This is a genomic window from Pseudonocardia adelaidensis (assembly GCF_039543345.1).
In the GTDB taxonomy this organism is placed as follows: Bacteria; Actinomycetota; Actinomycetes; order Mycobacteriales; family Pseudonocardiaceae; genus Pseudonocardia; species Pseudonocardia adelaidensis.
In genome coordinates this window covers 27,214-48,490 of sequence record NZ_BAABJO010000045.1, presented here as the reverse complement: position 1 = coordinate 48,490, position 21,277 = coordinate 27,214, and the positions used below count along the sequence as shown (strand labels likewise).

The window sequence follows — 21,277 nt, the reverse complement described above, 5'->3', positions numbered from 1 at the left end:
CGGGCTGCCGGCAGGTCGTGCCGGCAGCCCGTCGCCATCGGCACCGGCCGGGATCGTGTCCCGAGCCGGTGCCGAGCTACAGGGCGATCAGGACGGCCTTGTGCCTGGTGAAGGCGTCCATCACCTCGGGTCCGCCCTCGCCGCCGACGCCGGACTGCTTGAAGCCGGCGAACGGCATCGGCCCGGTGGTCATCTCGTGGTGGGTGTTGACCCAGACCGTGCCGGCGTCGATGCCGGCGGCGACCCGGTGGGCGGTGGCGAGGTCCTTCGTCCACACCGAGGAGGCCAGCCCGTACTCGGTCTGGTTGGCCTTGGCGATCGCGTCGTCGACGTCGGTGAAGCCCATCAGCGCTCCGACCGGGCCGAAGATCTCCTCCCGGACCACGCGCATGTCCGGCGTGACGTCGCCGAGCAGCGTCGGGGTGACGAAGAACCCGTGGTCGCCGTACCGCCTGCCGCCCGTCAGGGTGCGGGCACCGTCCTGGGCGGCGATGTCGAACCAGGACGTCACGCGCTCGAAGTGCGGCCGCGCGGCGAGCGGCCCCATCATCGTCGCCGGGTCGAGGGGGTCGCCCACGACGAACGCGGCCATCGCGGCGACGAGCCGTTCGGTGAACTCCGCGCGGATGCTGTCCGCGACGATCAGGCGGGTCCCCGCGGTGCAGGCCTGGCCGGCGCCGCCGAGCAGCGCGATCGCGGCACCGCTCGCCGCCACCTCGAGGTCGGCGTCGGCGAACACCAGGACGGGCGACTTGCCGCCGAGCTCCAGGGTGAGGCGCTTGAGGTCGGCGCTCGCCACCTCGTGCACGTGCCTGCCGACCGCGGTCGACCCCGTGAACGCGATCTTGGCCACTCGCGGGTGGCGGACCAGGGCTTCCCCCGCCTCGCGCCCGGGGCCCGTGACGACGTTCACCACGCCAGGGGGCAGGTCGGTGTGCTCGTCGAGCAGCTCGGCGAACCGCAGCGTGGTGAGCGAGGCCCACTCCGGCGGCTTGAGCACCGCGGTGTTGCCTGCCGCGAGCGCCGGAGCGAGCTTCAGCGCGAGCTGCGGCATCGGGCCGTTCCAGCCCCAGATGAGGCCGACGACGCCCAGGGGCTCCCGGCGCGTGTAGCCGAGGCGGTTGTCCGGCGTCGGAACGGTGTGGCCGCTCAGCATCGTCGGCCACCCCGCGTAGTGCCGGTAGGTCTGGGCGGCCGCGGCCATCATGTGGCGCGTCATCCTGATCGGCCCCCCCATGCTGGTGGACTCGATGGTGGCCAGTTCCTCGGCGTGCTCCTCGACGACGGCGGCGATCTGGAACAGGATCCGGCCGCGGTCGGCGGGGTCGACCCCCGACCAGGTCGGGTCGGTGAACGCCCGCTGCGCGGCGTGGACTGCGATGTCGACGTCCTCGGCGCCACCGCGGGGGATGCTCGCGAGCGGTGCCTCGGTGGTCGGGTCGGTGTTCGGCGTGGTCTGCCCGGACACGGCGGGCACGCGGCGGCCGCCGATGATCATCAACCGGTCACCGCTGCGCGCGAATGCGGGGATCGCGCGCCGTGCCGCCTCCGCGATCGGCGGGGTGCTGCCTGCGGGGATCGTGGTTTCCACGGTCATGGTCGTTCCTCTCGATCAGTTCTTCGGCTCGAAGGTCGGTGCGCGGCCGTCGCCGCGGGCGGGGCGGGGAGTTGCCAGGGACGCAGCACGAGCAGCAGGACGGCGTTGGCCGCCAGCAGCGCACCGGTGATCACCAGCGCCATCGCGACCACGCCCGCGCCAAGCACACCGACGAGCGGGGCGGCGATCGCCCCGATGCCGAACTGCACGGCGCCGAGCAGCGCCGCGGCGGTCCCGGCGGCCTCGCCGTGCCGGGACAGCGCCAGCGCCGGCGCGTTCGGCACGGCGAGCCCGGTCGCGGCCAGGACGAGCCACAGCGCGACCACGAGGGCGGGCAGCCCGCCGAAGCCGGTGGTAGCGAACAGCAGCACCAGCAGGCCGGCGATCGCGCCGCCGGCGACGGCGCCGGTCAGGATCTGCGTGGGGGTGAACCGGCGCAGGAGCCGGACGTTGACCTGGGTGGCGCCCACCAGACCGATCGCGCCCGCGCCGAAGACCAGCCCGAACTGCTGTTCGGTCAGGCCGTACTGCTCCTGGAACACGAACGAGGATCCGGCGATGTAGGCAAAGTTCGCCGACAGGGAGAGCCCGGCGACGAGGATCAGCCCGACGTAGCCGCGGTCGGTCAGCAGCCGCCCGTAGTCGCGGACGGTGCCGCGGACGCCTCCGCCCCGGCGGGCGGTCACAGGCAGGGTCTCGGGCAGCAGCCGCGCGGTGACGAGCAGGATCGCCACCCCGTACGCCGCGAGCAGCGTGAAGACGCCCCGCCACGACGTCACGCCGAGCACGAGCCCGCCCACCGTCGGCGCCAGGATCGGGGCGGCGCCCATCACCAACATCAGGCGGGACAGGACCCGCGCGGCGGCGGGCCCGGTGAACAGGTCGCGCACGATCGCCATGGCGACGACCGTCGCCGCGGCGCAGCCCAGTCCTTGCAGCACGCGCAGCACGCCGAGGATGGCGATGTTCGGCGCGACGACGCAGAGCACGGATGCCACGACGTGCAGGGCGATACCGGCGAGCAGGGGGGTGCGGCGGCCGATCGCGTCCGCGAGGGGACCGACGAACAGCTGTCCGAGCGCCAGCCCGGCCAGCATCCCGGTCAGGGTCAGCTGCACGGAGGCGGCGGTGGTGATCAGTTCGGCGGTGATGGCCGGGAGCGCCGGGAGGTACAGGTCGACCGTGAGCGGCCCGCTCGCGGTGAGGAACCCGAGAACGAGCACCAGCCGCAGCCGTTCCCGGGAGGTCATGCGCGCGCCCGCGGTGGGCCCGGTCGGGGCCGCGGCCGCGTGCCGTTCGCTCGTTTCGCTCGACATGCCTCGAGGTTCGCGCCGGCGGCCCGGGTACCGCGTCGGTGGAGAACCCGTGGGTCCGGCTACGTAGCGCCGAGGCGCGACTCGGTAGCGGTGCCGGCGCGAAGAAGAAGGACGGGCCGGCGGCGCGAGGTGCGCCGCCGACCCGTCCGGTTCCGGGGCGGTGTGCGCAGGTGTCAGCGTCGCCGGCTGGCGGGCTTCAGGGCAGCGGAGAACGACATGTTGTCCGCGTCGGGGTTGAGGGTGACGCCGGGCGACACGATCTCGTCGACGCGGTCCAGCACATCGGTGGACAGTGCGACGTCTGCCGCCGGGAGCTGGGACTCGAGGTGCTCCGTGGTGCGCGGGCCGATGATCGCCGAGGTGACCGCGGGGTGGCGGAGCACGAACGCGATCGCCATCTCGATCAGGGTCAGCCCGGCCTCCTCGGCGAGCACGGCGAGCGCCTCGACCGCGTCGAGCTTGCGCCGGTTGGCCGGCAGCGTGGGGTCGAAGCGGCCGGGGAAGATCTCCGAACGGCCGCTGCCCGGTGCTTCCCGGCCGGCGCGGTAGCGGCCGGTGAGCCAGCCCATCGCCAGCGGGCTGTAGGTCAGCACGCCCATGCCGTAGCGCTGGGCGGTGGGCAGGACGTCCGACTCGATCTCGCGGGTCAGGAGGTTGTACGGCGGCTGCTCGGTGCGGAACCGTTCCCGCCCGCGTCGCTCCGCCACCCACTGGGCCTCGACGATCTCGGACGCGGGCACCGTGGAGGCGCCGAACGCACGGATCTTGCCGTGGGACTGGAGGTCGGAGAGGGCGCCGAGCGTCTCCTCGATGTCCGTGGTGGGGTCGAGGCGGTGGATCTGGTACAGGTCGATCCAGTCGGTGCCCAGCCGCCGCAGTGAGTTCTCGACGGACTGCGTGATCCAGCGGCGGGAGGCGCCGCCGTGGTTGGGCCGGTCGTCCCAGGGCAGGCCGACCTTGGTGGCGAGTACGACGTCGTCGCGCCGCCCGCCCGTCAACGCCTTGCCGACGATCTCCTCCGACTCGCCGTACGAGTACATGTCGGCGGTGTCGATGAAGTTGATGCCGGCGTCCAGCGCCCGGTGGATGATCCGGATCGACTCGTCGTGGTCGGGGTTGCCCGCGGCGCCGAACATCATCGCGCCGAGGCACAGCTCGCTCACCGAGATGCCGGTGCGCCCCAACGGCCGGTAATCCATAGCTACTCCTTTGGCGGGGAAGGGGATCGTCCTGCCGCGAGGTTCGCGCCGGCGGCATCCGGTTCGCGTCGGTGGAAGACACGTCCTTCCTGCTACGTAGTGCCATGGCCGAGTGCACTGAATGGGCCCGGCCCGTCCCCGAGACGGCCCTGGGCCGGCTGGACTGCGCCGCGCACAGCGGTGCTCGGGAAGGCTGCGACGAGGGGCTCGTGATCGTCGGCACGCGTGACGACCACGACCCGCGTCGGACCGACCCCTCGAGGGGGACGATGGTGAGGTCGTCGCGCAGGCTCACTCGCCGGTCCCCGGCGGGCAGGACGGCGATGGCCTGACCATCGGCGACGAGTTCGAGCTTGTCCTCGTAGCTCTCGACCGGAAGGGGCCCGACCGGGGCCGGGCCGCCGTCGGGCCGTGGTTCGAGGCGCCAGAACTCGCGCCACGAGGTGGTCGTGGCGCTGCAGCCGACCACTGCGTCGGCGGCGATGTCGTTCAGCCGGACCGACTCCTTGCCCGCGAGTCGATGCCCGATGGGCACGACCAGCACCCGGCTCCTCGTAGCGGACCGTCACGCCGAGCCGGTCGGTCGGATACGGGAGCGGCATCCGGGCGATGATCGCATCCACCCGGTGTTCGGTCAGTGCGGTGGCGTCGTTCCCGTCCAGGTGCCGGGGCGGCGTGTGGAACAGTCGATCAGGCCGACCTTTAGCGCCTACATCCCGCGGGTCTCGCGCGTCGTCTCCTCCGGAACGCGGCGCGTCTACGCGCCGTACTGGTCTCGGGTGCAGGAAAAGTGGGGTGATCGTCCTATAGATGAGCCGTCACCGCTGGAGATCAGAGAGCTCGCCGAGGCGGTCCGGGGGGACGTCGTCACTCGACGCAACGCCCGCGGAGGACGATCTGCGGTGGAGCATTTGATCGCTGCGCTCCGGTGCCTGTACCACCATGCCGTCTCCGATGGACTCATCTCCGAGGCGGCCAACCCCGCACGCAAGGTGGCCAAACCACGCCGGCTGCCCAGCACCCGGCGCGCACTCCCCGACGCGCGGCTCGCCGAGATCAACGAGGTTGCGGCCAGCACCGGGAACGACCACGCGCTCGACGCCCTTCTGCTGCGCCTGCACATCGAGACCGCCTGTCGTCGCGGCGAGCCTCACCTCGACCGCAAAGACGTCGCGTGGCAGCGGACGGGAGCCTGCTCGGAACGGCGGGAGCGATCGGTTTGCTCGTCACCGGCGGCCACCGCCGCGTGGTGCCGGCGCACAGTCGGAGGTTTACCTGGTCAAGCCCGCTTGACCACAACCACGTGACTTGACGCAGGTGTGCGCATTTTCTGTGTCCGAGGGGGGACTTGAACCCCCACCCCCTACTCGGGGACTAGCACCTCAAGCTAGCGCGTCTGCCATTCCGCCACTCGGACTTGCTGGGAGCAGGATAGCCCACACCCTCCGCACCCCCGCGACCGGACCTCCTGGTGGTAGGAAGATCGGCGTGACCAGGCAAGGAGCAGCCGAGGACGAGGTCGTCGAGCTGACGTCGGAGCTCATCCGCATCGACACGACGAACACGGGTGACCTCGACACGACGACGGGGGAGCGGGAGGCCGCCGAGTACGTGGCGGGGAAGCTCACCGAGGTCGGGTACGAGGTGGAGGTGCTCGAGTCGGGGGCGCCGGGGCGGTCGAACGTGTTCTGCCGGCTGGCCGGGGCCGATCCGTCGCGCGGGGCGTTGCTCGTGCACGGGCATCTGGACGTGGTGCCGGCCGATCCGTCGGAGTGGTCGGTGCACCCGTTCTCCGGGGCGGTGCAGGACGGCTACGTGTGGGGCCGGGGCGCGGTCGACATGAAGGACATGGTCGGCATGACCCTCGCCGTCGCGCGCCGGTTCAAGCGGGACGGGGTGGTGCCGCCGCGGGACATCGTGTTCGCGTTCGTCGCCGACGAGGAGGCGGGCGGGTCGTACGGGGCGCAGTGGCTCGTCAAGCACCGGCCCGACCTGTTCTCCGGCTGCACGGAGGCCGTCGGCGAGGTGGGCGGGTTCTCGCTCACGCTCGGCGAGGACCAGCGGGTCTACCTGATCGAGGCCGCCGAGAAGGGCATCGCGTGGATGCGGCTGCGGGCCCGGGGCAAGCCGGGGCACGGGTCGTTCCTGCACGACGACAACGCCGTGACGCACGTGGCGGAGGCGGTCGCGCGGCTCGGGAACCACACGTTCCCGCTGGTGCTCACCGACACCGTCCGCGCGTTCCTGGAGCAGATGTCCGAGCTGACCGGGCTGGAGTTCCCCGAGGACGATCTCGAGGGGTCCATCTCCAAGCTCGGGCCGCTGTCGCGCCTGGTGGGGGCGACGATCCGCGACACGGCGAACCCGACGATGCTCTCGGCGGGCTACAAGGCCAACGTCATCCCGTCGACGGCGGAGGCGGTGGTGGACTGCCGCGTGCTGCCGGGACGGGAGGAGGCGTTCCTGCGGGAGGTCGACGAGCTGCTCGGGCCGGACGTCACGCGCGAGTGGGTGCAGAACCTGCAGGCGGTCGAGACGCCGTTCGAGGGTGCGCTCACCGACGCGATGGCGGCGGCGCTGCGGGAGGAGGACCCGGGGGCGAAGACCGTGCCGTACATGCTCTCCGGCGGAACGGACGCCAAGTCGTTCGCCGACCTGGGCATGCAGTGCTACGGGTTCGCCCCGCTGCGGCTGCCGCCGGACCTGGACTTCGCCTCGCTCTTCCACGGCATCGACGAGCGGGTTCCGGTGGACGCGCTGCAGTTCGGCACCCGGGTGCTCGACCGGTTCCTGCGGAGCTGCTGATGGATCTCACGGGCAAGGGCGCCCTGGTCACGGGCGGTGCGTCGGGGATCGGGGCCGCTGCGGTGCGGCGGCTCGCGGCGGCGGGGGCGCGGGTCGCGGTCGCCGACCGGGACGAGGCAGCGGCCCGGGTGGTCGCCGACGAGGTGGGCGGCATCGCGCTGGCCGGTGACGTCGCCGATCCGGATCGGATGCCGGCGCACGTCGCCACCGCCGAGGACGCCTTCGGACGGTTGGACGTCGTGCTTCTGAACGCCGGGGTCACGGCGGGCCAGTCCGGGGTGGAGGACCTCGACCTGGCCGGCTACCGGCGGATCGTCGGCGTCAACGTCGATCACGTCGTGTTCGGGCTCGCGGCCGCCGTGCCTGCACTGCGCCGCGCGGGCGGCGGCCGGGTGGTCGCCACCGCCTCGCTGGCCGGGCTCGTGCCGATGCCGGGCGACGCGCTGTACACGATGACCAAGCACGCCGTGGTGGGCTACGTGCGGGCGGCGGCGCCCGTGCTCGCAGCCGACGGGATCCGGGTCAACGCCGTGTGCCCCGGCTTCGCCGACACCCCGCTGATCGCGCGGGCGAAGCCCCAGTTCGGCGACTTCCCGCTGCTCACCGCCGAGGACGTGGCGGGCGCGATCGAGGCCGTGCTCGAGCGCGGAGAGCCGGGGGAGTGCTGGTTCGTGCAGCCGGGCCGGGAGCCCGCGCCGTACGGGTTCCGAGGCGCGCCCGGGCCGGCGGGCGGGGCCCGGCCGCCGGGGGTGTCGTGGGCGGACCACTGACGGTGGAACGCCTGCTCACCACGGCGGACGTCGAGGACCGGGCCCCGGACGACGGCCGGGTGTCGGTGCGGGCGCGCCACGATGCGGTGCTCACGGACGGTCGCCGGCTCCTCCTGCTCGACGACCGCGGCTGGGCCTCGTCCGCCACCTGGACCGCGACCTCGGTGGCCGAGGTGGAGGAGACCGCACGCATGGTGGTCGGCCCGGACGAGCCGGCCGAGGGCAGGACCTGGAAGGAGTCCCAGGCCGGCCACTGGGCGTACCTCGCCCGGAGGCTCCACGGGCACGGGGTGCGCGTCGATCCCGGGGAGCTGCGGCGGCTGCCCCACGACGTCGTGCTCGGCGACCGGCTGCGTGCCCGCATCGCCCGTGGATGATGGCGCGAGCGGGCCGTTCGCGCGCTTGGTGCGTGCGGAAGTGCCGTTCGCTCCACGCGCGGGGCGCTAGCTCCCGATCGCGTCCAGCTCCGCGAGCGCGTCGGCCGGCAGCTCGAGTGCCGCGCCGGCGACGTTCTCGCGCAGGTGCGCCACCGACGACGTGCCGGGGATCAGCAGGATGTTCTCCGACCGCTGCAGCAGCCATGCGAGCGCGACCGACATCGGCGTCGCGCCGAGCCGCGTCGCGACGCCCTCCAGCGCGTCCGACTGCAGCGGCGAGAAGCCGCCCAGCGGGAAGTACGGCACGAACGCGATGCCCTGTCGCGCGGTGAGGTCGACGAGGGCGTCGTCGTCGCGGCGGGCGACGTTGTAGAGGTTCTGCACGCAGACGACGGGCGCGATCGTCTGCGCCTCGGCCAGCTGGTCGGCGGTGACGGTGCTGATACCGAGGTGGCGGATCAGCCCCTGCTGCTGCAGCTCGGCGAGCGCCTCGAACTGCTCCGCGATCGAGCCCGGCTCGGGGGTGTCGAAGCCGCCGACGCGCAGGTTCACCACGTCGAGGGCGTCGAGCTTCAGGTTCCGCAGGTTGTCGTGGACCTGCTCGCGCAGCTCCGCGGGGGTCCGGGCGTGCGGCCAGCCGCCGTTCTCGTCGCGGCGGGCGCCGACCTTCGTGACGATGTGCAGGTCGTCCGGGTACGGGAAGAGCGCCTCGCGGATGATCTCGTTGGTGACGCGCGGCCCGTAGAAGTCGGCCGTGTCGATGTGGTTGATACCGAGGTCGACGGCCTCGCGCAGCACGGCGATCGCCGCGTCGCGGTCCTTCGGCGGTCCGAAGACGCCGGGGCCCGCGAGCTGCATGGCGCCGTAGCCGACGCGGGTGAGGTCGATGTCGGCGACGCGGTAGCGGCCGCCGGGGAGATCGCTGGATGTCATGACCCCATGATTCGCCCGGCGCCGCGGAACGGGGAACGCCCTGTTCATCCTGGGGGCGGCGGGACCAGGATCGCTGGCGGATTCCCTCCTAGGATGGAATCGTGACCAGGCAGAACGTGCTCGGTGAGTACCTGCGTGCGCGTCGTGAGCTCGTGGACCCCGCCGACGTGGGGCTCCGCGTGGCGGGGGTGCGGCGGACGCCGGGCCTGCGCCGTGAGGAGGTCGCGACCCTCGCCGGCATCAGCGCCGACTACTACCTGCGGCTCGAGCAGGGACGCGACCGGAACCCCTCGTCGCAGGTGCTCGAGGCACTGGCCCGCGTGTTCCGGCTCGACGCCACCGCCACCCAGTACCTGCTGAGCCTGTCGGCCGCCCGGCCGGCGCGCACGAGGCGGCCGCGCCGCGAGGTGGTGCCGACCGGGATCCGCCAGCTGCTCGACGTGGTCGGCCTGCCGGCGTTCGTCGAGAGCCGGGTGTTCGACGTGCTCGCCGCGAACCGGCTGGCCATGGCGCTGTCGCCGCGGATCCGGCCCGGGGAGAACCGGCTGCGGTCGATCCTCCTCGACGAGGAGGAGCAGGATCTGCACCCGGGCTGGGAGCGGTTCATCGGCGGCATGATCGCGGCGTTCCGCACCTCGCTCGGCACCGACGTCGGTGACCCGCGGCTCGCGCAGCTGGTGGGGGAGCTGTCGCTCGCGAGCGAGCTGTTCCGGCAGCTGTGGGCGCGCCACGACGTCAAGCCGCTGGCGGGCGGGCTGATCCGGATGCACCACCCGGAGGTCGGGGTGCTGGACCTGCGCCGGGAGAAGCTCCCGATCGCCGACTCGGACGGCCAGCTCCTGGTGATCTACCACGCCGAGCCGGGTTCGGAAACCGCAAGGTCCCTCGCGCTGCTCGGGTCGCTCGCCTCGGAGCCCCTGGAGGAGCCGCGCACGTCCTCGCGTGGGTGAGGACGCGGACGAGAAGTCAGACGGAGAGCTCCGGCAGCATTCTCGAGCTGCGCCGACGGCGCAACACCACCTTGCGGACCCCACCCGGGTAGAGCCGTACGCGGGACAGCTCCCAGCCGCCGAACTCGGCCTGGATCGCCAGCCGTACCGCCGCGGTCATCCGGGACACATCACCCGGGAGCTGGACCGGGCGGTACTCCCAGTCCCCGTCGGCAGAATCCCCCTCGACCGTGCCGGTCGGGCCGCTCCGCGCCACCGGCTCACCTCCCTAGCACCTCGCTGCCACCCGACGGTGCGATGAACGTCAGGTGGAATGCCCACACCATAGGCGCGCCCGACCGGGCGTGCCACCGGTCAGCCGGGGTCGCTCACGTCGTCGAGAGCGGCGCGGATCTCCGCAGGGAGCACGAGCGGGTCGGCGGCCATCGAGGCCATGAGCTGGGCCGCGTCCCGGGCGCCGACGACGGCCGCCGCCACGCCGGGCTGGTCGCGCACCCACGCGAGCGCGACGGAGAGCGGGGACGTGCCCAGCCCGTCGGCAGCGGTGAGCACGGCGTGCACGATCCGGGCGGAGCGCCCGGTCCGGCGGGCCTCGACGTACGGGGCTAGCTCGGGAGAGGCGGCGCGGGAGTCGGCCGGGGTGCCGTCGACGTACTTGCCGGTGAGCACACCGCGCCCGAGCGGGGCCCAGGCGAGCAGGCCGATCCCGTGGTGGAGGGCAGCGGGAAGCAGTTCGCGCTCCGGGTCGCGGCACAGCAGCGAGTACTCGGCCTGCGCCGAGACCGGAACCGCGACGCCGCCGAGCATCCGGCCCCGCTCGGCCACAGTCGCGAGCTGCCAGCCGGCGGGCCCGGCGAGCCCGGCGTAGCGCGCCTTGCCGGAGTACACCGCCACCTGCACGGCCGACAGCGTCTCCTCGACCGGGACCCGCGCGTCGAAGAAGGGCAGCTGCCAGAGGTCGACGTGGTCGGTGCCGAGCCGCTCCAGCATCGCGTCCAGCCCGGCGAGCAGGGCCCCGCGGGCGGCGCCGTCACCGAGCGGGCCGCTGGGCACGCCGCCGCGCCCGGCGATGACGACGTCCTCCCGCCGGACGCTCGTGGCCAGCACCTCGCCGAGCATCTCCTGGGCGGTGCCCGCCCCGTAGCCCTCCGCGGTCTCGACGAGGGTGCCGCCCGCGTCGACGAACGCCGTGAGCTGCTCGGTGGCACCGTCGATGTCGGTGCCGGAACCCCAGGTCATCGTGCCGAGTCCGATCTGGGAGACCTCCAGCCCGCTGTCCCCGACCCGTCGCCGCCGCACGAGGGAAGCCTATGTGGGGCGGTCTCAGGGACCCTCGGTACGGTCCCGCGAGTGACGTGGCTGGAAGTGATCGTGCTCGGTGTTGTGCAGGGACTGACGGAGTTCCTGCCGATCTCCTCGTCGGCCCACCTGCGGATCGTGTCCGGGGTGTTCTTCGGGCGCGACGCGGGCGCTGCCTTCACCGCGGTCACGCAGCTAGGCACGGAGGCCGCGGTGCTCGTCTACTTCGCGCGGGACATCGGTCACCTGCTCCTCACGTGGCTGCGCGGCTTCCGCTTCCCCGCCGTCCGCGCCACCCCGGACTACCGGATCGCCTGGCTCGTGATCATCGGCACGATCCCGATCGGCGTGCTCGGCGTCCTGTTCGAGGACGAGATCCAGACCGCGGCGCGCAACCTGTGGCTGATCGCCTCGACGCTGGTGCTGTTCGGCCTGCTGCTGGGGCTCGCCGAGCGGATGGGGCGGCAGCGGCTGGAGCTGCAGCAGATGAAGGCCGCCGACGGGATGCTGCTGGGGCTCGCACAGGCCATGGCGCTGATCCCGGGCGTCTCCCGTTCCGGCGGCACGATCACCGCGGGCCTCTTCCTCGGCTTCACGCGTCCCGCGGCCGTGCGCTACTCGTTCCTGCTGGCGATCCCGGCCGTGGTGGCGTCGGGGATCTTCCAGATCCCGGACGTCTTCGCGGGCGACGGTCCGACCGGCGCGCAGATGCTGGTGGCGACGGTGATCGCGTTCGCGATCGGCTTCGCGTCGATCGCCTGGCTGCTGCGCTACGTCGAGCGGCACAGCGTCTACCTGTTCGTCTGGTACCGGGTGGCGCTGGGTGCGGTGCTGTTCGTCGCGCTGGGCGCCGGGTGGCTGGCCGCTGTGTGAATGCACCGGTCTGACCACACGTACGCTCGGCGGTCGTGACGACGCTCATCCTGCTCCGCCACGGCCGGTCGGCGGCCAACGCGTCCGGCGTGCTCGCCGGGCGCACCGCGGGCGTCGGGCTCGACGACACCGGCCGGGCGCAGGCCGAGAAACTGGTGGACCGCCTGGCGGGCGTGCCGCTCGCGGAGATCGTCTGCTCGCCGATGTTGCGGTGCGAGCAGACGGTGGCCCCGCTGGCCGAGGCCAGGGGCCTCGTGCCGGGCACGGAGCCGGAGCTCGCCGAGGTGGACTACGGCTCGTGGACGGGCCGGGAGCTGAAGACGCTGGCGAAGGAACCGCTGTGGAAGGTGGTGCAGGCCCACCCGTCGGCGGCCGTGTTCCCGGACGGCGAAGGGCTCGCGGGCATGCAGGCTCGGGCGGTGGCGGCGGTGCGCCGGCACGGGGCGCGGATCGCCGCCGAGCACGGCCCGGGCGCGGTCTGGCTGGCCTGCAGCCACGGTGACGTGATCAAGTCGGTGCTCGCCGACGCGCTCGCCACCCACTTGGACAACTTCCAGCGCATCGTCGTCGACCCCGGCTCGATCAGCGTGGTGCACTACACCGAGACGCGCCCGTTCGTGGCGCGGGTGAACGACCTGGGCGGCGACGTGTCCGGGCTGATCCCACCCGCTCCGAAGCGCAGGCGGCGCAAGGCGCCGGCACGCAGCTCCGACGCCGTCGTCGGCGGCGACACCGGGACTTGATGGTCACGGACGTGCCGTCCGAGCCGGAGCGGTCTACCCTCGACGTCGCCATGTCACGCGTCATCCACGTCTTCCGCCAGCCCGAGCGCTTCGTCGCGGGCACCGTCGGCGAGCCCGGCGACCGCTCGTTCTACCTCCAGGCGATCCAGGAGGCGCGCACGGTGAGCGTCCTGCTGGAGAAACAGCAGGTGTCGGTGCTCGCCGACCGGATCAGTGCGTTGCTGCAGGAGGTCGCCCGCCGGTTCGGGGGCGACGACCTGCCCGACGACGAGCCCGGCACAGACCTCGACCCCCTCGCGGTGCCGCTCGAGGAGGAGTTCCGCGTCGGCACGATGGGCCTGGGCTGGGACGCCGAGTCGCGCTCGATCGTGGTGGAGCTGCTCGCCGTCACCGAGGAGGAGGTCGACGAGTCGGTGGTGCTCGACGACACCGAGGAGGGCCCCGACGCCCTGCGCGTGTTCCTGTCGCCGGTGCAGGCGCGGGCCTTCGCCGACCGCGCCGAGCGCGTGGTTTCCGCGGGCCGCCCGCCGTGCCCGCTGTGTGCCGAGCCGCTCGACCCGGAGGGTCACGTCTGCGTGCGGCTCAACGGGTACCACCAGCGGTCCCCGGCCGAGGACTGACGCGAGATCCGGTGGACCCACGCGACCCGGCCGTGCCGGGACTGCTGCGGCACGGCCGCATCGAGATCACCGGCCGCCTGGTCGACGCATCGAACGCCACCCTCTTCGGCAGCATCACGCTCGACGGGCTGGCCGCTGAGTGCGTGTACAAGCCGGTGCGCGGCGAGCGGCCGCTCTGGGACTTCCCGGACGGCACGCTCGCCGGCCGGGAGGTGGCCGCCTACCTGGTCTCCGAGGCGGGCGGGTTCCACGTCGTCCCGCCCACGGTGCTGCGCGACGGGCCGTTCGGGCCCGGCATGGTGCAGGTGTGGGTCGACACCGACGCCGAGCGCGAGCTCGTGGACGTCTGCCACCCGAAGGCGGTGCCCCCGGGCTGGATCGGGGTGCTGCGCGCCCGTGGCGACCGCGGGGAGCCCGCCGTGCTCGTGCACGCCGACACGCCCGAGCTGCAGGCGATGGCCGCGTTCGACGTGGTCGCCAACAACGCCGACCGCAAGGGCGGGCACGTGCTCGCCGGGGTCGACGGCAACGTCTACGGCGTCGACCACGGCCTGTGCATGCACATCGAGGACAAGCTGCGCACGGTGCTGTGGGGCTGGGTCGGCAAGCCGCTGCCGCGCCTCGTGGTCGAGATGCTGGAGCGGCTGCGTGCCGAGCTGGACGGCGGGCTGTCCGAGGACCTGTCCGAGCACATCACCCGGCGCGAGCTGCGCACGCTCGTCCACCGCGTCGAGAACCTGCTCGAGGAGTCCTGCTACCCGGAGCCGTCGGGGTACGGGCCGGCGATCCCCTGGCCGGCCTTCTGAGGCTGCGGGAACGCGCCGGACGGTCGATCACAGGGGTGGGTGACGAGGTCGTGGATCCTGACCCGGTGGACGGCTCGACGGACGAGGGCTCACGAACGCGAGCGGGTTACCGGCGATCGGCGGGGTCGCGGCGCGGCGAGGCACGTCGGCGGGAACTGCTCACGCGGGTCGCCGACGATCTCGCGACGAACGGTCTCGTGGACTTCTCGCTCCGGCGTGCGGCACGGGCGGCGGGTACCACGCACAAGGTGCTGCTCTACTACTTCGACGGAGCCGAGGACCTGCTCGAGCAGGCGATCCTCGAGCTGCGCCGGAAGCGCATCGGCAACGTGCTGGCCGCGACCGGGGTGACCGACCATCCGAGGCTGGCGGACCGGGTGCGCGCCATGTGGTCGGTCCTCCGGGAGGCGGAGTCGGGCCTGCGCGTGCTCGATCAGGCCATCGGGTTGGCGATGTACGACTCCGGCCGCTATGCGGAACTCGGACGGGGGGCGTCCGAGCAGTACCTGCCGACGTTGGTGGCCCTCTGCCCTGATCACTGGTCCGACCAGCGCAAGGTCGAGGTGGCCGAGATGATCCTCGCGGTGCTCCGAGGCTTCCTGGTGGACTGGCTGACCAGCGGCGACACGGCGGGTGTCGCCGCAGGTTTCGAGGCCCTGGCCCGCGCGCTGGAGCGAGAGGAGGCCGCCGACGATCACCCTGCCTCCGCGCGGTAGCCGCGACGGTCGGTGGACACTTTGCGAACCGCGTGGTTCACTTCGCTTCTGGGGCGAACCCGCCCACTCGGAGGTCGACGTGCGAGAGCTCGCGGAGCGGAAGACGGTTCGCATCACCCTGTCCGCCGGCACGATCGAGTACGAGGACACCGGCGGCGCCGGGCCCACGGTCGTCCTGTTGCACGGGCTGATGATGGATGCCTCCCTGTGGGACGGCCCCATCGCCGACCTGTCCGCCGATCACCGGTGCGTGGCACCGACGCTGCCGCTCGGGGCGCATCGTCACCCGATGCACCCGGACGCCGACCTGTCACTCCCCGGTGCTGCCCGGCTCGTCTCGGAGTTCCTCGATCGCCTCGATCTGCGTGATGTCACCCTCGTGGGGAACGACACCGGGGGTGCGCTCGTCCAGCTGCTCATGCGCGAGAGCACGAGCCGCGTGGGACGGGTCGTACTCGTCTCGTGCGATGCGTTCGACAACTTCCCGCCGGGCCTCACCGGCAGGACGCTCGTGTTCGCCGGAAAGCTCCCGCCCCTGGTGTTCGGGCTGTTCATGCAGCAGATGCGGCTCCGGGCGATCCGACGGCTCCCGGTGGCCTTCGGGTGGCTGACCAAGCGGGGCGACGCCGCCACCGCCAGGTGGGTCGGGCCCGTCATGACGCAGCCGGGAATCCGGCACGACGCCGTGCGAACGCTGCGAGCGGCGGCGGCGGACCCGGGATTCCTGCTCGAGGCGGCACGGTTCCTGCCGAGCTTCGACCGTCCGGCCCTCGTGGTCTGGGCGGGCGACGACCGTGTGATGCCGCCCGAGCACGGCCGTCGCCTCGCGGAACTCCTCCCGCAGGGGAAGCTGGTCGAGGTGGACGACAGCTACACGCTCATCCCCCTGGACCAGCCGGCGCGGCTCGCGCGGATCATCCGCGAGTTCACCCACGCACCCGCAACGGCGTAGCGGCCATCGCGGCGATGCCCCGTTCGATCCGGTCGGTGGTGAGCGACCCGTAGCCGACCACGAGGCCCGGCCGGGGCCGGGCCGACTGCGCGTACGCGGCGAGCGGGATCGCGCCCAGCCCGCCGGGCGCGTGCGCCATCGCGTCGAGCGCGTCGGGCGGCACCGGGCGTTGCGGGACGAGCACGGCGTGCAGGCCCGCGGCGACCCCGGTGACGGACCAGCCGGGCAGGTGCCGGGCCACGGCCGCCAGCAGCGCGCGGCGGCGTTCCGCGTAGCGGACGGCCATCCGCCGGATGTGGCGGTCGAGCGCGCCCGTCTCGATGAAGACGGCGAGCGCGACCTGGTCGAGCACCGGTTCCGCGATGTCCGCCCAGTGCTTCACCTCCGTCAGCGTCGTCGCGAGCCAGGCGGGCGCGACGACCCACCCGAGCCGCAGGCCGGGGGCGAGGGTCTTGGAAATGCTGCCGCCGTACACCACGCGGTCGGGGGCGAGGCCCTGCAGCGCGCCGACGGGGGAGCGGTCGTAGCGGTACTCGGCGTCGTAGTCGTCCTCGATCACCACCGCCTCGCGCGCGACGGCCCACTCCAGCAGCGCCGTGCGCCGGGCGGGCGCGAGGACGGCGCCGGTGGGGAACTGGTGGGCGGGCGTCACGGAGACGGCGCGCAGCTCCGTGGCGGCCAGCGCGTCCACGTCGAGGCCGTTCTCGTCCACCGGGATCGGGTGCGTGTCGAGGCCACCGATGCGGAACGTCTCGAGGACCCCGACCGAGCCGGGGTCCTCGACACCGACGGCCGGGACGTCGTGGCGGACGAGCGCCTCCGCGATCACCCGGGCCGCCTGCGCGAACCCGCCGGTGACGACGATCCGGTCCAGCGGGGCGACGACCGCGCGGGTGCGCCCCAGGTAGGCGGCGAGCGCGCGGCGCAGCCGGGGGTGGCCGCGCGGGTCGCCGTAGCCCAGCTCCGCGTCGGGCAGCGACCCCATCGCCGTCTCCAGCGCCCGGAGCCATTCGGTGCGGGGGAACGCGCCCAGCGCCGGCACGCCCGGGTTGCCCGGCTCGAACGGCCGGATCGGCGGCGGGGCCGCGCTCCCGCCGGTGTGGACGTCGCTCACCACCGTGCCGCGCCCCGTGTGCGCCTGGAGGTAGCCCTCGGCCACGAGCTGCTCGTACGCCCGCACCACCACGCCGCGGGAGACCGCGAGGTCGGCGGCGAGGCTGCGCGACGCCGGCAGCCGTGTGCCGGCGGGCAGCCGGCCGGCGCGGACCGCGTGGCGCAGCGCGTCGGCCAGCCCGTCGGCCAGCGCCCGGGAGCCACGCGCCCTGACGTCGTCGAGCTCGATGCGCAGACCCGGATTGGTCCCGTTGATCACGGGCTCCGTGGACTCGGTCACGGGACCAGTCTGGCCTAGCGTGTCCGGCGTGTTCCGCTACGACCGTGCCGTGCTCGACCGGTACCCGGGCGTCCACGCCGGGACCGTCCTCGCCTCCGGCCTGACCAACGGCCCGACGCCCCCCGCGCTGCTGCAGCGCTACCGCGCCGTCCAGCGGGAGGTCGCGGGGCGCCTCGCGACCACGCCGCCCGCCGGGCTGCCGTCGATCGCGGCGTGGCGGCGGGCGTTCGCCGGGTTCGGCGCCAAGCCGACGCAGTACCGCAGCGCCGCGGAGGCGCTGCTGCGGCGGCTCGCCAAGCAGGGCGACATCCCGTCCATCAACGCACTCGTCGACCTCGGGAACCTCGTGTCGATCCGGTACGCCCTACCGGTCGCGGTCGTCGACCTCGCCGGGATCGACGAGGACATCACCGTGCGGTTCGCCACCGGGAACGAGCGGTTCACCGACCTCGGAGCCGAGCAGCCCGTCGCGCCGGAGCCGGGGGAGGTGGTGTTCGTCGACCGGGCGGAGGTCGCCTGCGCCCGGCGCTGGTGCTGGCGGCAGAGCGCCCAGAGCGCGACCCGGGAGACGACGACGGACGCGCTCGTCGTCGTGGAGGGTCTGCACGACGGGGCGGCGCGGGACGTCGCCGCGGCGCGGCAGGAGATCGTGGCGCTCCTGCGCGAGTTCCAGCCGGCCGCGACCGTCGACTGAGCCGATCCTGGTATCAGCAGGGCCAGCCTGACGACCCGTCCGTGGACGTCGTGAGGGATAGCGTCGGTGGTGACGCGATCGAGAAGCGGACTACGGAGGATCAGACGTGGACATCGGTCTGCACATCGCGGACTTCACCTACCCGTCGGGCCCGGCACGCCTCGCCGATGACCTGACCCGCATCGCCACCGCAGCCGAGGAGGCCGGGTTCGCGCGCGTGAGCGTGATGGACCACGTGTGGCAGATCTCCGTGCTCGGCCCGCCCGAGCACGAGATGCTGGAGGCCTACACGACGCTGGGGTACCTGGCCGCGCGCACGTCGCGCGTGGAGCTGCTCGCCTGGGTCACGGCGGTGAGCTACCGCGAGCCGGGGATGCTCGCCAAGCTCGTCAGCACGCTGGACGTGCTGTCGGGCGGGCGCGCGATGCTCGGGATCGGGGCCGCGTGGAACGGCGACGAGGCCCGTGGGCTGGGGCTGCCGTTCCCGCCCACCGCGGAGCGCTTCGAGCGGCTCGAGGAGACGCTGCAGATCGTGCAGCAGATGTGGAGCGAGAGCGAGGAGCCCTACGTCGGCAGGCACTACCGGCTCGACCGCACGCTCAACCGGCCCCAGCCGGTGCGCCGCCCGCCCATCCTGATCGGCGGGGGCGGGGAGAAGAAGACGCTGAGGCTGGTGGCGCAGTACGCGCAGGCGTGCAACCTGTTCAACGGGCCCGATCTCGAGCGCAAGCTCGACGTCCTGCGGGGGCACTGCGAGGCCGTGGGCCGGCCCTACGAGGAGATCGAGAAGACCGTCATGTTCCCGCTCGACGTCGGGGAGCGGGGTGAGAAGGTCGACGCGGTGCGCTCCGAGCTGGAGCGGCTCGCCAAGCTCGGCGTGCAGGAGGTGCACGGCTGGGTGCCGCGGGTCTGGGAGCTGACCCCGCTGGAGATCATCGGGCGTGAGCTGGTGCCGGCGGCCGCCGAGCTCTGACCCCGTTCAGCACGACGGCGCCGATCCGCATCTCGCGGATCGGCGCCGTGGTGTCGGTATCGCCGTTCTCGGGATCAGAGCGCGTCGACGCGCCTGGCCATCGCCGACTTGCGGTTGGCGGCCTGGTTCTTGTGGATGACGCCCTTGCTGGCGGCCTTGTCCAGTGCCCGAGAGGCCGCGCGCTGGAGCTGCGTGGCCTTCTCGGTGTCGCCGGCCTCGGCGGCCTCGCGGAACTGCCGCACGGCCGTGCGGACGGCGGACTTGACCGACTTGTTGCGCAGGCGGCGCTTCTCGTTGGTCTTGACCCGCTTGATCTGGGACTTGATGTTGGCCACGCGAATGCCTCGAGTTTCTTCCTGCCGGTGGACTGCTCGCTCTCCGCACCGGCGGCGAGGGATCGTGCGGCACGCCGGGCGCTCGACGGTCCATGTTACAGCGGGTCGGATTCCCGGACGAAATCGGCCCTGTTCGCCGGAGCGGGTGCTAGCGCCCGGCGACCGGCACCGCCGCGCCGCTGACCACCGCGTTGCCGCCCGCGTGCTTGGCGCGGTACATGGCGGCGTCGGCCGCGGCCATCGCCACGGCGGGATCGCCGTCCAGCGGGGCCCGCACCACCCCGATCGACGTCGTGACACCCGCCGCGACGTCGACGGGCAGCGAAGCCACCGCCGCGGCCGCCCGCCGCATCGCCGCGGCCGCCACCGGCAGTGGCGTGGACGGCATGACCACGACGAACTCGTCGCCGCCGTAGCGGGCCACGAGGTCCTGCGCGCGGAGCGTGCCGCGCAGGCAGTCCGCGATCACGCGCAGGACCTCGTCGCCCGCGGCGTGCGAGCGCTCGTCGTTGACGTCCTTGAACCCGTCGAGGTCGATCAGGGCCACCGCGCAGGGCTGGCCCGCGATGTCAGTGCAGGCCTCGGCGAGCCGGACGTCGAGCGCCCGCCGGTTGGGCAGCCCGGTGAGCGGGTCCTGCATGGCCTGGGCGGCCACGGCGCCGTGCTCGCGGGCGAGCCGGTGCTGCTCGGCGTGGCTGCGCAGCGCCGTGTGCCGCGCCTCGCGCAGTTCCCACAGCTCGCTCTCCAGCGCGCTGGTGTAGTGCTGCAGCGTCTCGGACGGGGCGCCGCGGTGGGCGATCTGGTCGACGCGGGCGACCTCGCGGTGCAGTGCGAGTGCGAGCACGCCCTCGGAGGTTTTTCCGTGGAGCAGCTCCGCCTGCAGCGGGTCGAGCGCGACCGCGGCGTCCCGGGGCCGGCCCGCCTCGAGCAGGCAGCGGGCGGTGGCGATGGCCAGCGCGATCCGGTCCTCGGGGAAGTGCGCCACCGGGTGCAGGCGCACCAGCATGTCGAGGTGCCGCGGGTCGGGCCGGACCAGCGCGTACGCGGCACCGATCACCGAGCACTCCTCGGTGGCGGGCCGCCCGCTGCGCATCGCGGTGGTCCAGAGGCCGGCCGCGGCGTGCGCGGTGTGCGCCGCGGCGGTGAACCGGGTGGCCGCTGCCGTGTCGCGCCCGCCGCGTTCGAGCCGCAACGCCCACGACAGCTGCAGGCGCACCCGGTTGAGCTGGTGCACGAGCCGGTCCATCACCGACCCCGTGCCCTCCGAGACGGCGACGGCGCGCTGCGAGACCTCGTCGGCGAGCTCGTGGGAGCCCAGCTTGAGCAGCACGACCACGAGCCCGTTGAGGCTGCGGGAGAGGTAGCGCGACCAGCGTGCCGGGTCCTCGTCCGGCGCCGGGGCGGTGATGTCGGTGAGGATGGCGAACGCGGAGGCGGCATCGGCGAGCGCGTTCTCCGCGTGGCCGAACACCGCGGTGCGGTGCGCACGCAGGGTGGCGGCCTCGCCGAGGCGGCGCGGGTCGGCGTCGATCTCGGCGAGCTCGATGAACTCCTGCAGCAGCGCCTCGACGTCGTCGGCGTCGGCCTCGTCCGCGCCGAGGAGCCGGATCATGAGGCCCATCCGGAGCAACTCGGAGACCAACGTGGACGGGCCCTCCCGGCGGGCCTGGGCGAGCATCGCGTCCAACCCCCGGCGCGCCGCCGCCTTGCCCGCGGGGTCGGCGCGCTGCTCGAAGCGGAGCTTGCTGAGCGCGCGGGTGACGATCTGCTCCTCGGTGAGGACCGGGCTGTCCTGCGTGCACGTGCACTCCGGCGCCCCCCTCAGGAGGGCGCACTCGGCGGCCGTGCGCGTCGATGTCACCGCTCGCTCCCCGCAACCTCTGGTGTCCGGCATCGTGGCACGTCACAGGGCCTGCGATGAGCGTG

22 protein-coding genes and 1 tRNA gene are annotated in these 21,277 nt (G+C 73.3%); 13 read left to right on the top strand and 10 right to left on the bottom strand.

Translation table 11 applies throughout. The annotated features are described in order from the left end of the window. Positions 1-76: 76 nt before the first annotated feature. The 3 genes from ABEA81_RS38285 to ABEA81_RS38275 all read right to left on the bottom strand — a co-directional run bounded on the left by ABEA81_RS38285 (position 77) and on the right by ABEA81_RS38275 (position 4,112). Positions 77-1,597, bottom strand: coding sequence for an aldehyde dehydrogenase family protein (locus tag ABEA81_RS38285; RefSeq protein WP_345612305.1), 1,521 nt, complete (start codon positions 1,595-1,597; stop codon positions 77-79). Continuing rightward, positions 1,594-2,913: a multidrug effflux MFS transporter gene (locus ABEA81_RS38280; RefSeq protein ID WP_345612303.1), complete on the bottom strand. Its 1,320-nt coding sequence runs from the start codon at positions 2,911-2,913 to the stop codon at positions 1,594-1,596. Before ABEA81_RS38280 ends, ABEA81_RS38285 begins: the two co-directional genes overlap by 4 nt. A 173-nt stretch (positions 2,914-3,086) precedes the next feature. Further along, positions 3,087-4,112, bottom strand: coding sequence for an aldo/keto reductase (locus ABEA81_RS38275; protein WP_345612301.1), 1,026 nt, complete (start codon positions 4,110-4,112; stop codon positions 3,087-3,089). Between the two features lie 449 nt (positions 4,113-4,561). Between ABEA81_RS38275 and ABEA81_RS38270 the strand changes: the two genes are divergently transcribed. Beyond that, complete coding sequence (locus ABEA81_RS38270) at positions 4,562-5,419, top strand: hypothetical protein (protein ID WP_345612299.1); 858 nt, start codon at positions 4,562-4,564, stop codon at positions 5,417-5,419. Between the two features lie 26 nt (positions 5,420-5,445). Here ABEA81_RS38270 and ABEA81_RS38265 read toward each other — a convergent pair. Continuing rightward, positions 5,446-5,529: transfer RNA gene (locus tag ABEA81_RS38265), tRNA-Leu, on the bottom strand. Between the two features lie 71 nt (positions 5,530-5,600). On the opposite strand from ABEA81_RS38265, the gene ABEA81_RS38260 reads away from it, so the two are divergent. Genes ABEA81_RS38260 through ABEA81_RS38250 form a run of 3 tightly spaced genes read left to right on the top strand, consistent with a single transcriptional unit; the run spans position 5,601 to position 8,064 of the window. Continuing rightward, on the top strand, positions 5,601-6,917 hold the full coding sequence (locus ABEA81_RS38260) for a M20/M25/M40 family metallo-hydrolase (protein ID WP_345612297.1): 1,317 nt from the start codon (positions 5,601-5,603) through the stop codon (positions 6,915-6,917). Continuing rightward, the gene (locus ABEA81_RS38255) at positions 6,917-7,687 is read left to right on the top strand and encodes an SDR family oxidoreductase (RefSeq protein ID WP_345612295.1); all 771 of its coding nucleotides are present in this window, start codon (positions 6,917-6,919) and stop codon (positions 7,685-7,687) included. Before ABEA81_RS38260 ends, ABEA81_RS38255 begins: the two co-directional genes overlap by 1 nt. Continuing rightward, positions 7,672-8,064, top strand: coding sequence for a hypothetical protein (locus tag ABEA81_RS38250; protein ID WP_345612293.1), 393 nt, complete (start codon positions 7,672-7,674; stop codon positions 8,062-8,064). The genes ABEA81_RS38255 and ABEA81_RS38250 overlap by 16 nt, the downstream gene beginning before the upstream one ends. Positions 8,065-8,130: 66 nt before the next feature. On the opposite strand, the gene ABEA81_RS38245 is transcribed toward ABEA81_RS38250, so the two are convergent. Further along, the gene (locus ABEA81_RS38245) at positions 8,131-8,997 is read right to left on the bottom strand and encodes an aldo/keto reductase family oxidoreductase (RefSeq protein ID WP_345612291.1); all 867 of its coding nucleotides are present in this window, start codon (positions 8,995-8,997) and stop codon (positions 8,131-8,133) included. A gap of 101 nt (positions 8,998-9,098) precedes the next feature. Here ABEA81_RS38245 and ABEA81_RS38240 point away from each other — a divergent pair, with 101 nt between their 5' ends. Next, a complete protein-coding gene (locus ABEA81_RS38240) occupies positions 9,099-9,947 on the top strand; it encodes a helix-turn-helix domain-containing protein (protein WP_345612288.1) in 849 nt (282 codons plus the stop codon). Between the two features lie 16 nt (positions 9,948-9,963). Here ABEA81_RS38240 and ABEA81_RS38235 read toward each other — a convergent pair whose 3' ends face one another. Together ABEA81_RS38235 and ABEA81_RS38230 are read right to left on the bottom strand one after the other, a co-directional pair. Beyond that, a complete protein-coding gene (locus tag ABEA81_RS38235; protein WP_345612286.1) occupies positions 9,964-10,203 on the bottom strand; it encodes a DUF5703 family protein in 240 nt (79 codons plus the stop codon). Positions 10,204-10,301: 98 nt separating this feature from the next. Next, complete coding sequence (locus ABEA81_RS38230) at positions 10,302-11,246, bottom strand: aldo/keto reductase (RefSeq protein ID WP_345612284.1); 945 nt, start codon at positions 11,244-11,246, stop codon at positions 10,302-10,304. Between the two features lie 51 nt (positions 11,247-11,297). On the opposite strand from ABEA81_RS38230, the gene ABEA81_RS38225 reads away from it, so the two are divergent. From ABEA81_RS38225 to ABEA81_RS38200, 6 genes are all read left to right on the top strand, one after another. Continuing rightward, positions 11,298-12,119 (top strand): undecaprenyl-diphosphate phosphatase, encoded by an 822-nt coding sequence (locus ABEA81_RS38225; RefSeq protein WP_345612282.1) that lies wholly within the window; start codon positions 11,298-11,300, stop codon positions 12,117-12,119. A gap of 35 nt (positions 12,120-12,154) precedes the next feature. Continuing rightward, the gene (locus tag ABEA81_RS38220; RefSeq protein ID WP_345612279.1) at positions 12,155-12,862 is read left to right on the top strand and encodes a histidine phosphatase family protein; all 708 of its coding nucleotides are present in this window, start codon (positions 12,155-12,157) and stop codon (positions 12,860-12,862) included. A gap of 50 nt (positions 12,863-12,912) precedes the next feature. Further along, positions 12,913-13,482: a DUF3090 domain-containing protein gene (locus ABEA81_RS38215; protein ID WP_345612277.1), complete on the top strand. Its 570-nt coding sequence runs from the start codon at positions 12,913-12,915 to the stop codon at positions 13,480-13,482. A gap of 11 nt (positions 13,483-13,493) precedes the next feature. Further along, on the top strand, positions 13,494-14,288 hold the full coding sequence (locus ABEA81_RS38210) for an SCO1664 family protein (RefSeq protein ID WP_345612275.1): 795 nt from the start codon (positions 13,494-13,496) through the stop codon (positions 14,286-14,288). A 248-nt stretch (positions 14,289-14,536) separates the two neighbouring features. Next, positions 14,537-15,004, top strand: a complete 468-nt coding sequence (locus ABEA81_RS38205) for a TetR/AcrR family transcriptional regulator (RefSeq protein WP_345612273.1) — start codon at positions 14,537-14,539, stop codon at positions 15,002-15,004. 79 nt (positions 15,005-15,083) lie between these two features. Further along, positions 15,084-15,956 carry an alpha/beta fold hydrolase gene (locus ABEA81_RS38200; RefSeq protein ID WP_345612271.1) on the top strand — a complete coding sequence of 291 codons (873 nt, stop codon included), beginning with the start codon at positions 15,084-15,086 and terminating at the stop codon, positions 15,954-15,956. On the opposite strand, the gene pdxR is transcribed toward ABEA81_RS38200, so the two are convergent. After that, a complete protein-coding gene (gene pdxR, locus ABEA81_RS38195; RefSeq protein WP_345612268.1) occupies positions 15,931-17,349 on the bottom strand; it encodes a MocR-like pyridoxine biosynthesis transcription factor PdxR in 1,419 nt (472 codons plus the stop codon). The two genes, ABEA81_RS38200 and pdxR, sit on opposite strands and share 26 nt — an antisense overlap. Before the next feature lie 28 nt (positions 17,350-17,377). Here pdxR and ABEA81_RS38190 point away from each other — a divergent pair, with 28 nt between their 5' ends. Both ABEA81_RS38190 and ABEA81_RS38185 read left to right on the top strand, forming a co-directional pair. After that, positions 17,378-18,043 (top strand): B3/B4 domain-containing protein, encoded by a 666-nt coding sequence (locus tag ABEA81_RS38190; RefSeq protein ID WP_345612266.1) that lies wholly within the window; start codon positions 17,378-17,380, stop codon positions 18,041-18,043. A 106-nt stretch (positions 18,044-18,149) separates the two neighbouring features. Continuing rightward, the gene (locus ABEA81_RS38185) at positions 18,150-19,016 is read left to right on the top strand and encodes an LLM class F420-dependent oxidoreductase (RefSeq protein WP_345612264.1); all 867 of its coding nucleotides are present in this window, start codon (positions 18,150-18,152) and stop codon (positions 19,014-19,016) included. A gap of 74 nt (positions 19,017-19,090) precedes the next feature. On the opposite strand, the gene rpsT is transcribed toward ABEA81_RS38185, so the two are convergent. Then, positions 19,091-19,351: a 30S ribosomal protein S20 gene (gene rpsT / locus ABEA81_RS38180; protein ID WP_345612261.1), complete on the bottom strand. Its 261-nt coding sequence runs from the start codon at positions 19,349-19,351 to the stop codon at positions 19,091-19,093. 148 nt (positions 19,352-19,499) lie between these two features. Next, a complete protein-coding gene (locus tag ABEA81_RS38175) occupies positions 19,500-21,212 on the bottom strand; it encodes a GGDEF domain-containing protein (RefSeq protein WP_345612259.1) in 1,713 nt (570 codons plus the stop codon). Positions 21,213-21,277: the final 65 nt, after the last annotated feature.

Coding starts and splice junctions, on each gene's coding strand:
- ABEA81_RS38245 (WP_345612291.1), bottom strand. CDS start 8,997: ATGACATCCAGCGATCTCCCCGGCGGCCGCTACCGCGTCGCCGACATC.
- ABEA81_RS38280 (WP_345612303.1), bottom strand. CDS start 2,913: ATGTCGAGCGAAACGAGCGAACGGCACGCGGCCGCGGCCCCGACCGGG.
- ABEA81_RS38255 (WP_345612295.1), top strand. CDS start 6,917: ATGGATCTCACGGGCAAGGGCGCCCTGGTCACGGGCGGTGCGTCGGGG.
- ABEA81_RS38275 (WP_345612301.1), bottom strand. CDS start 4,112: ATGGATTACCGGCCGTTGGGGCGCACCGGCATCTCGGTGAGCGAGCTG.
- ABEA81_RS38215 (WP_345612277.1), top strand. CDS start 12,913: ATGTCACGCGTCATCCACGTCTTCCGCCAGCCCGAGCGCTTCGTCGCG.
- ABEA81_RS38285 (WP_345612305.1), bottom strand. CDS start 1,597: ATGACCGTGGAAACCACGATCCCCGCAGGCAGCACCCCGCCGATCGCG.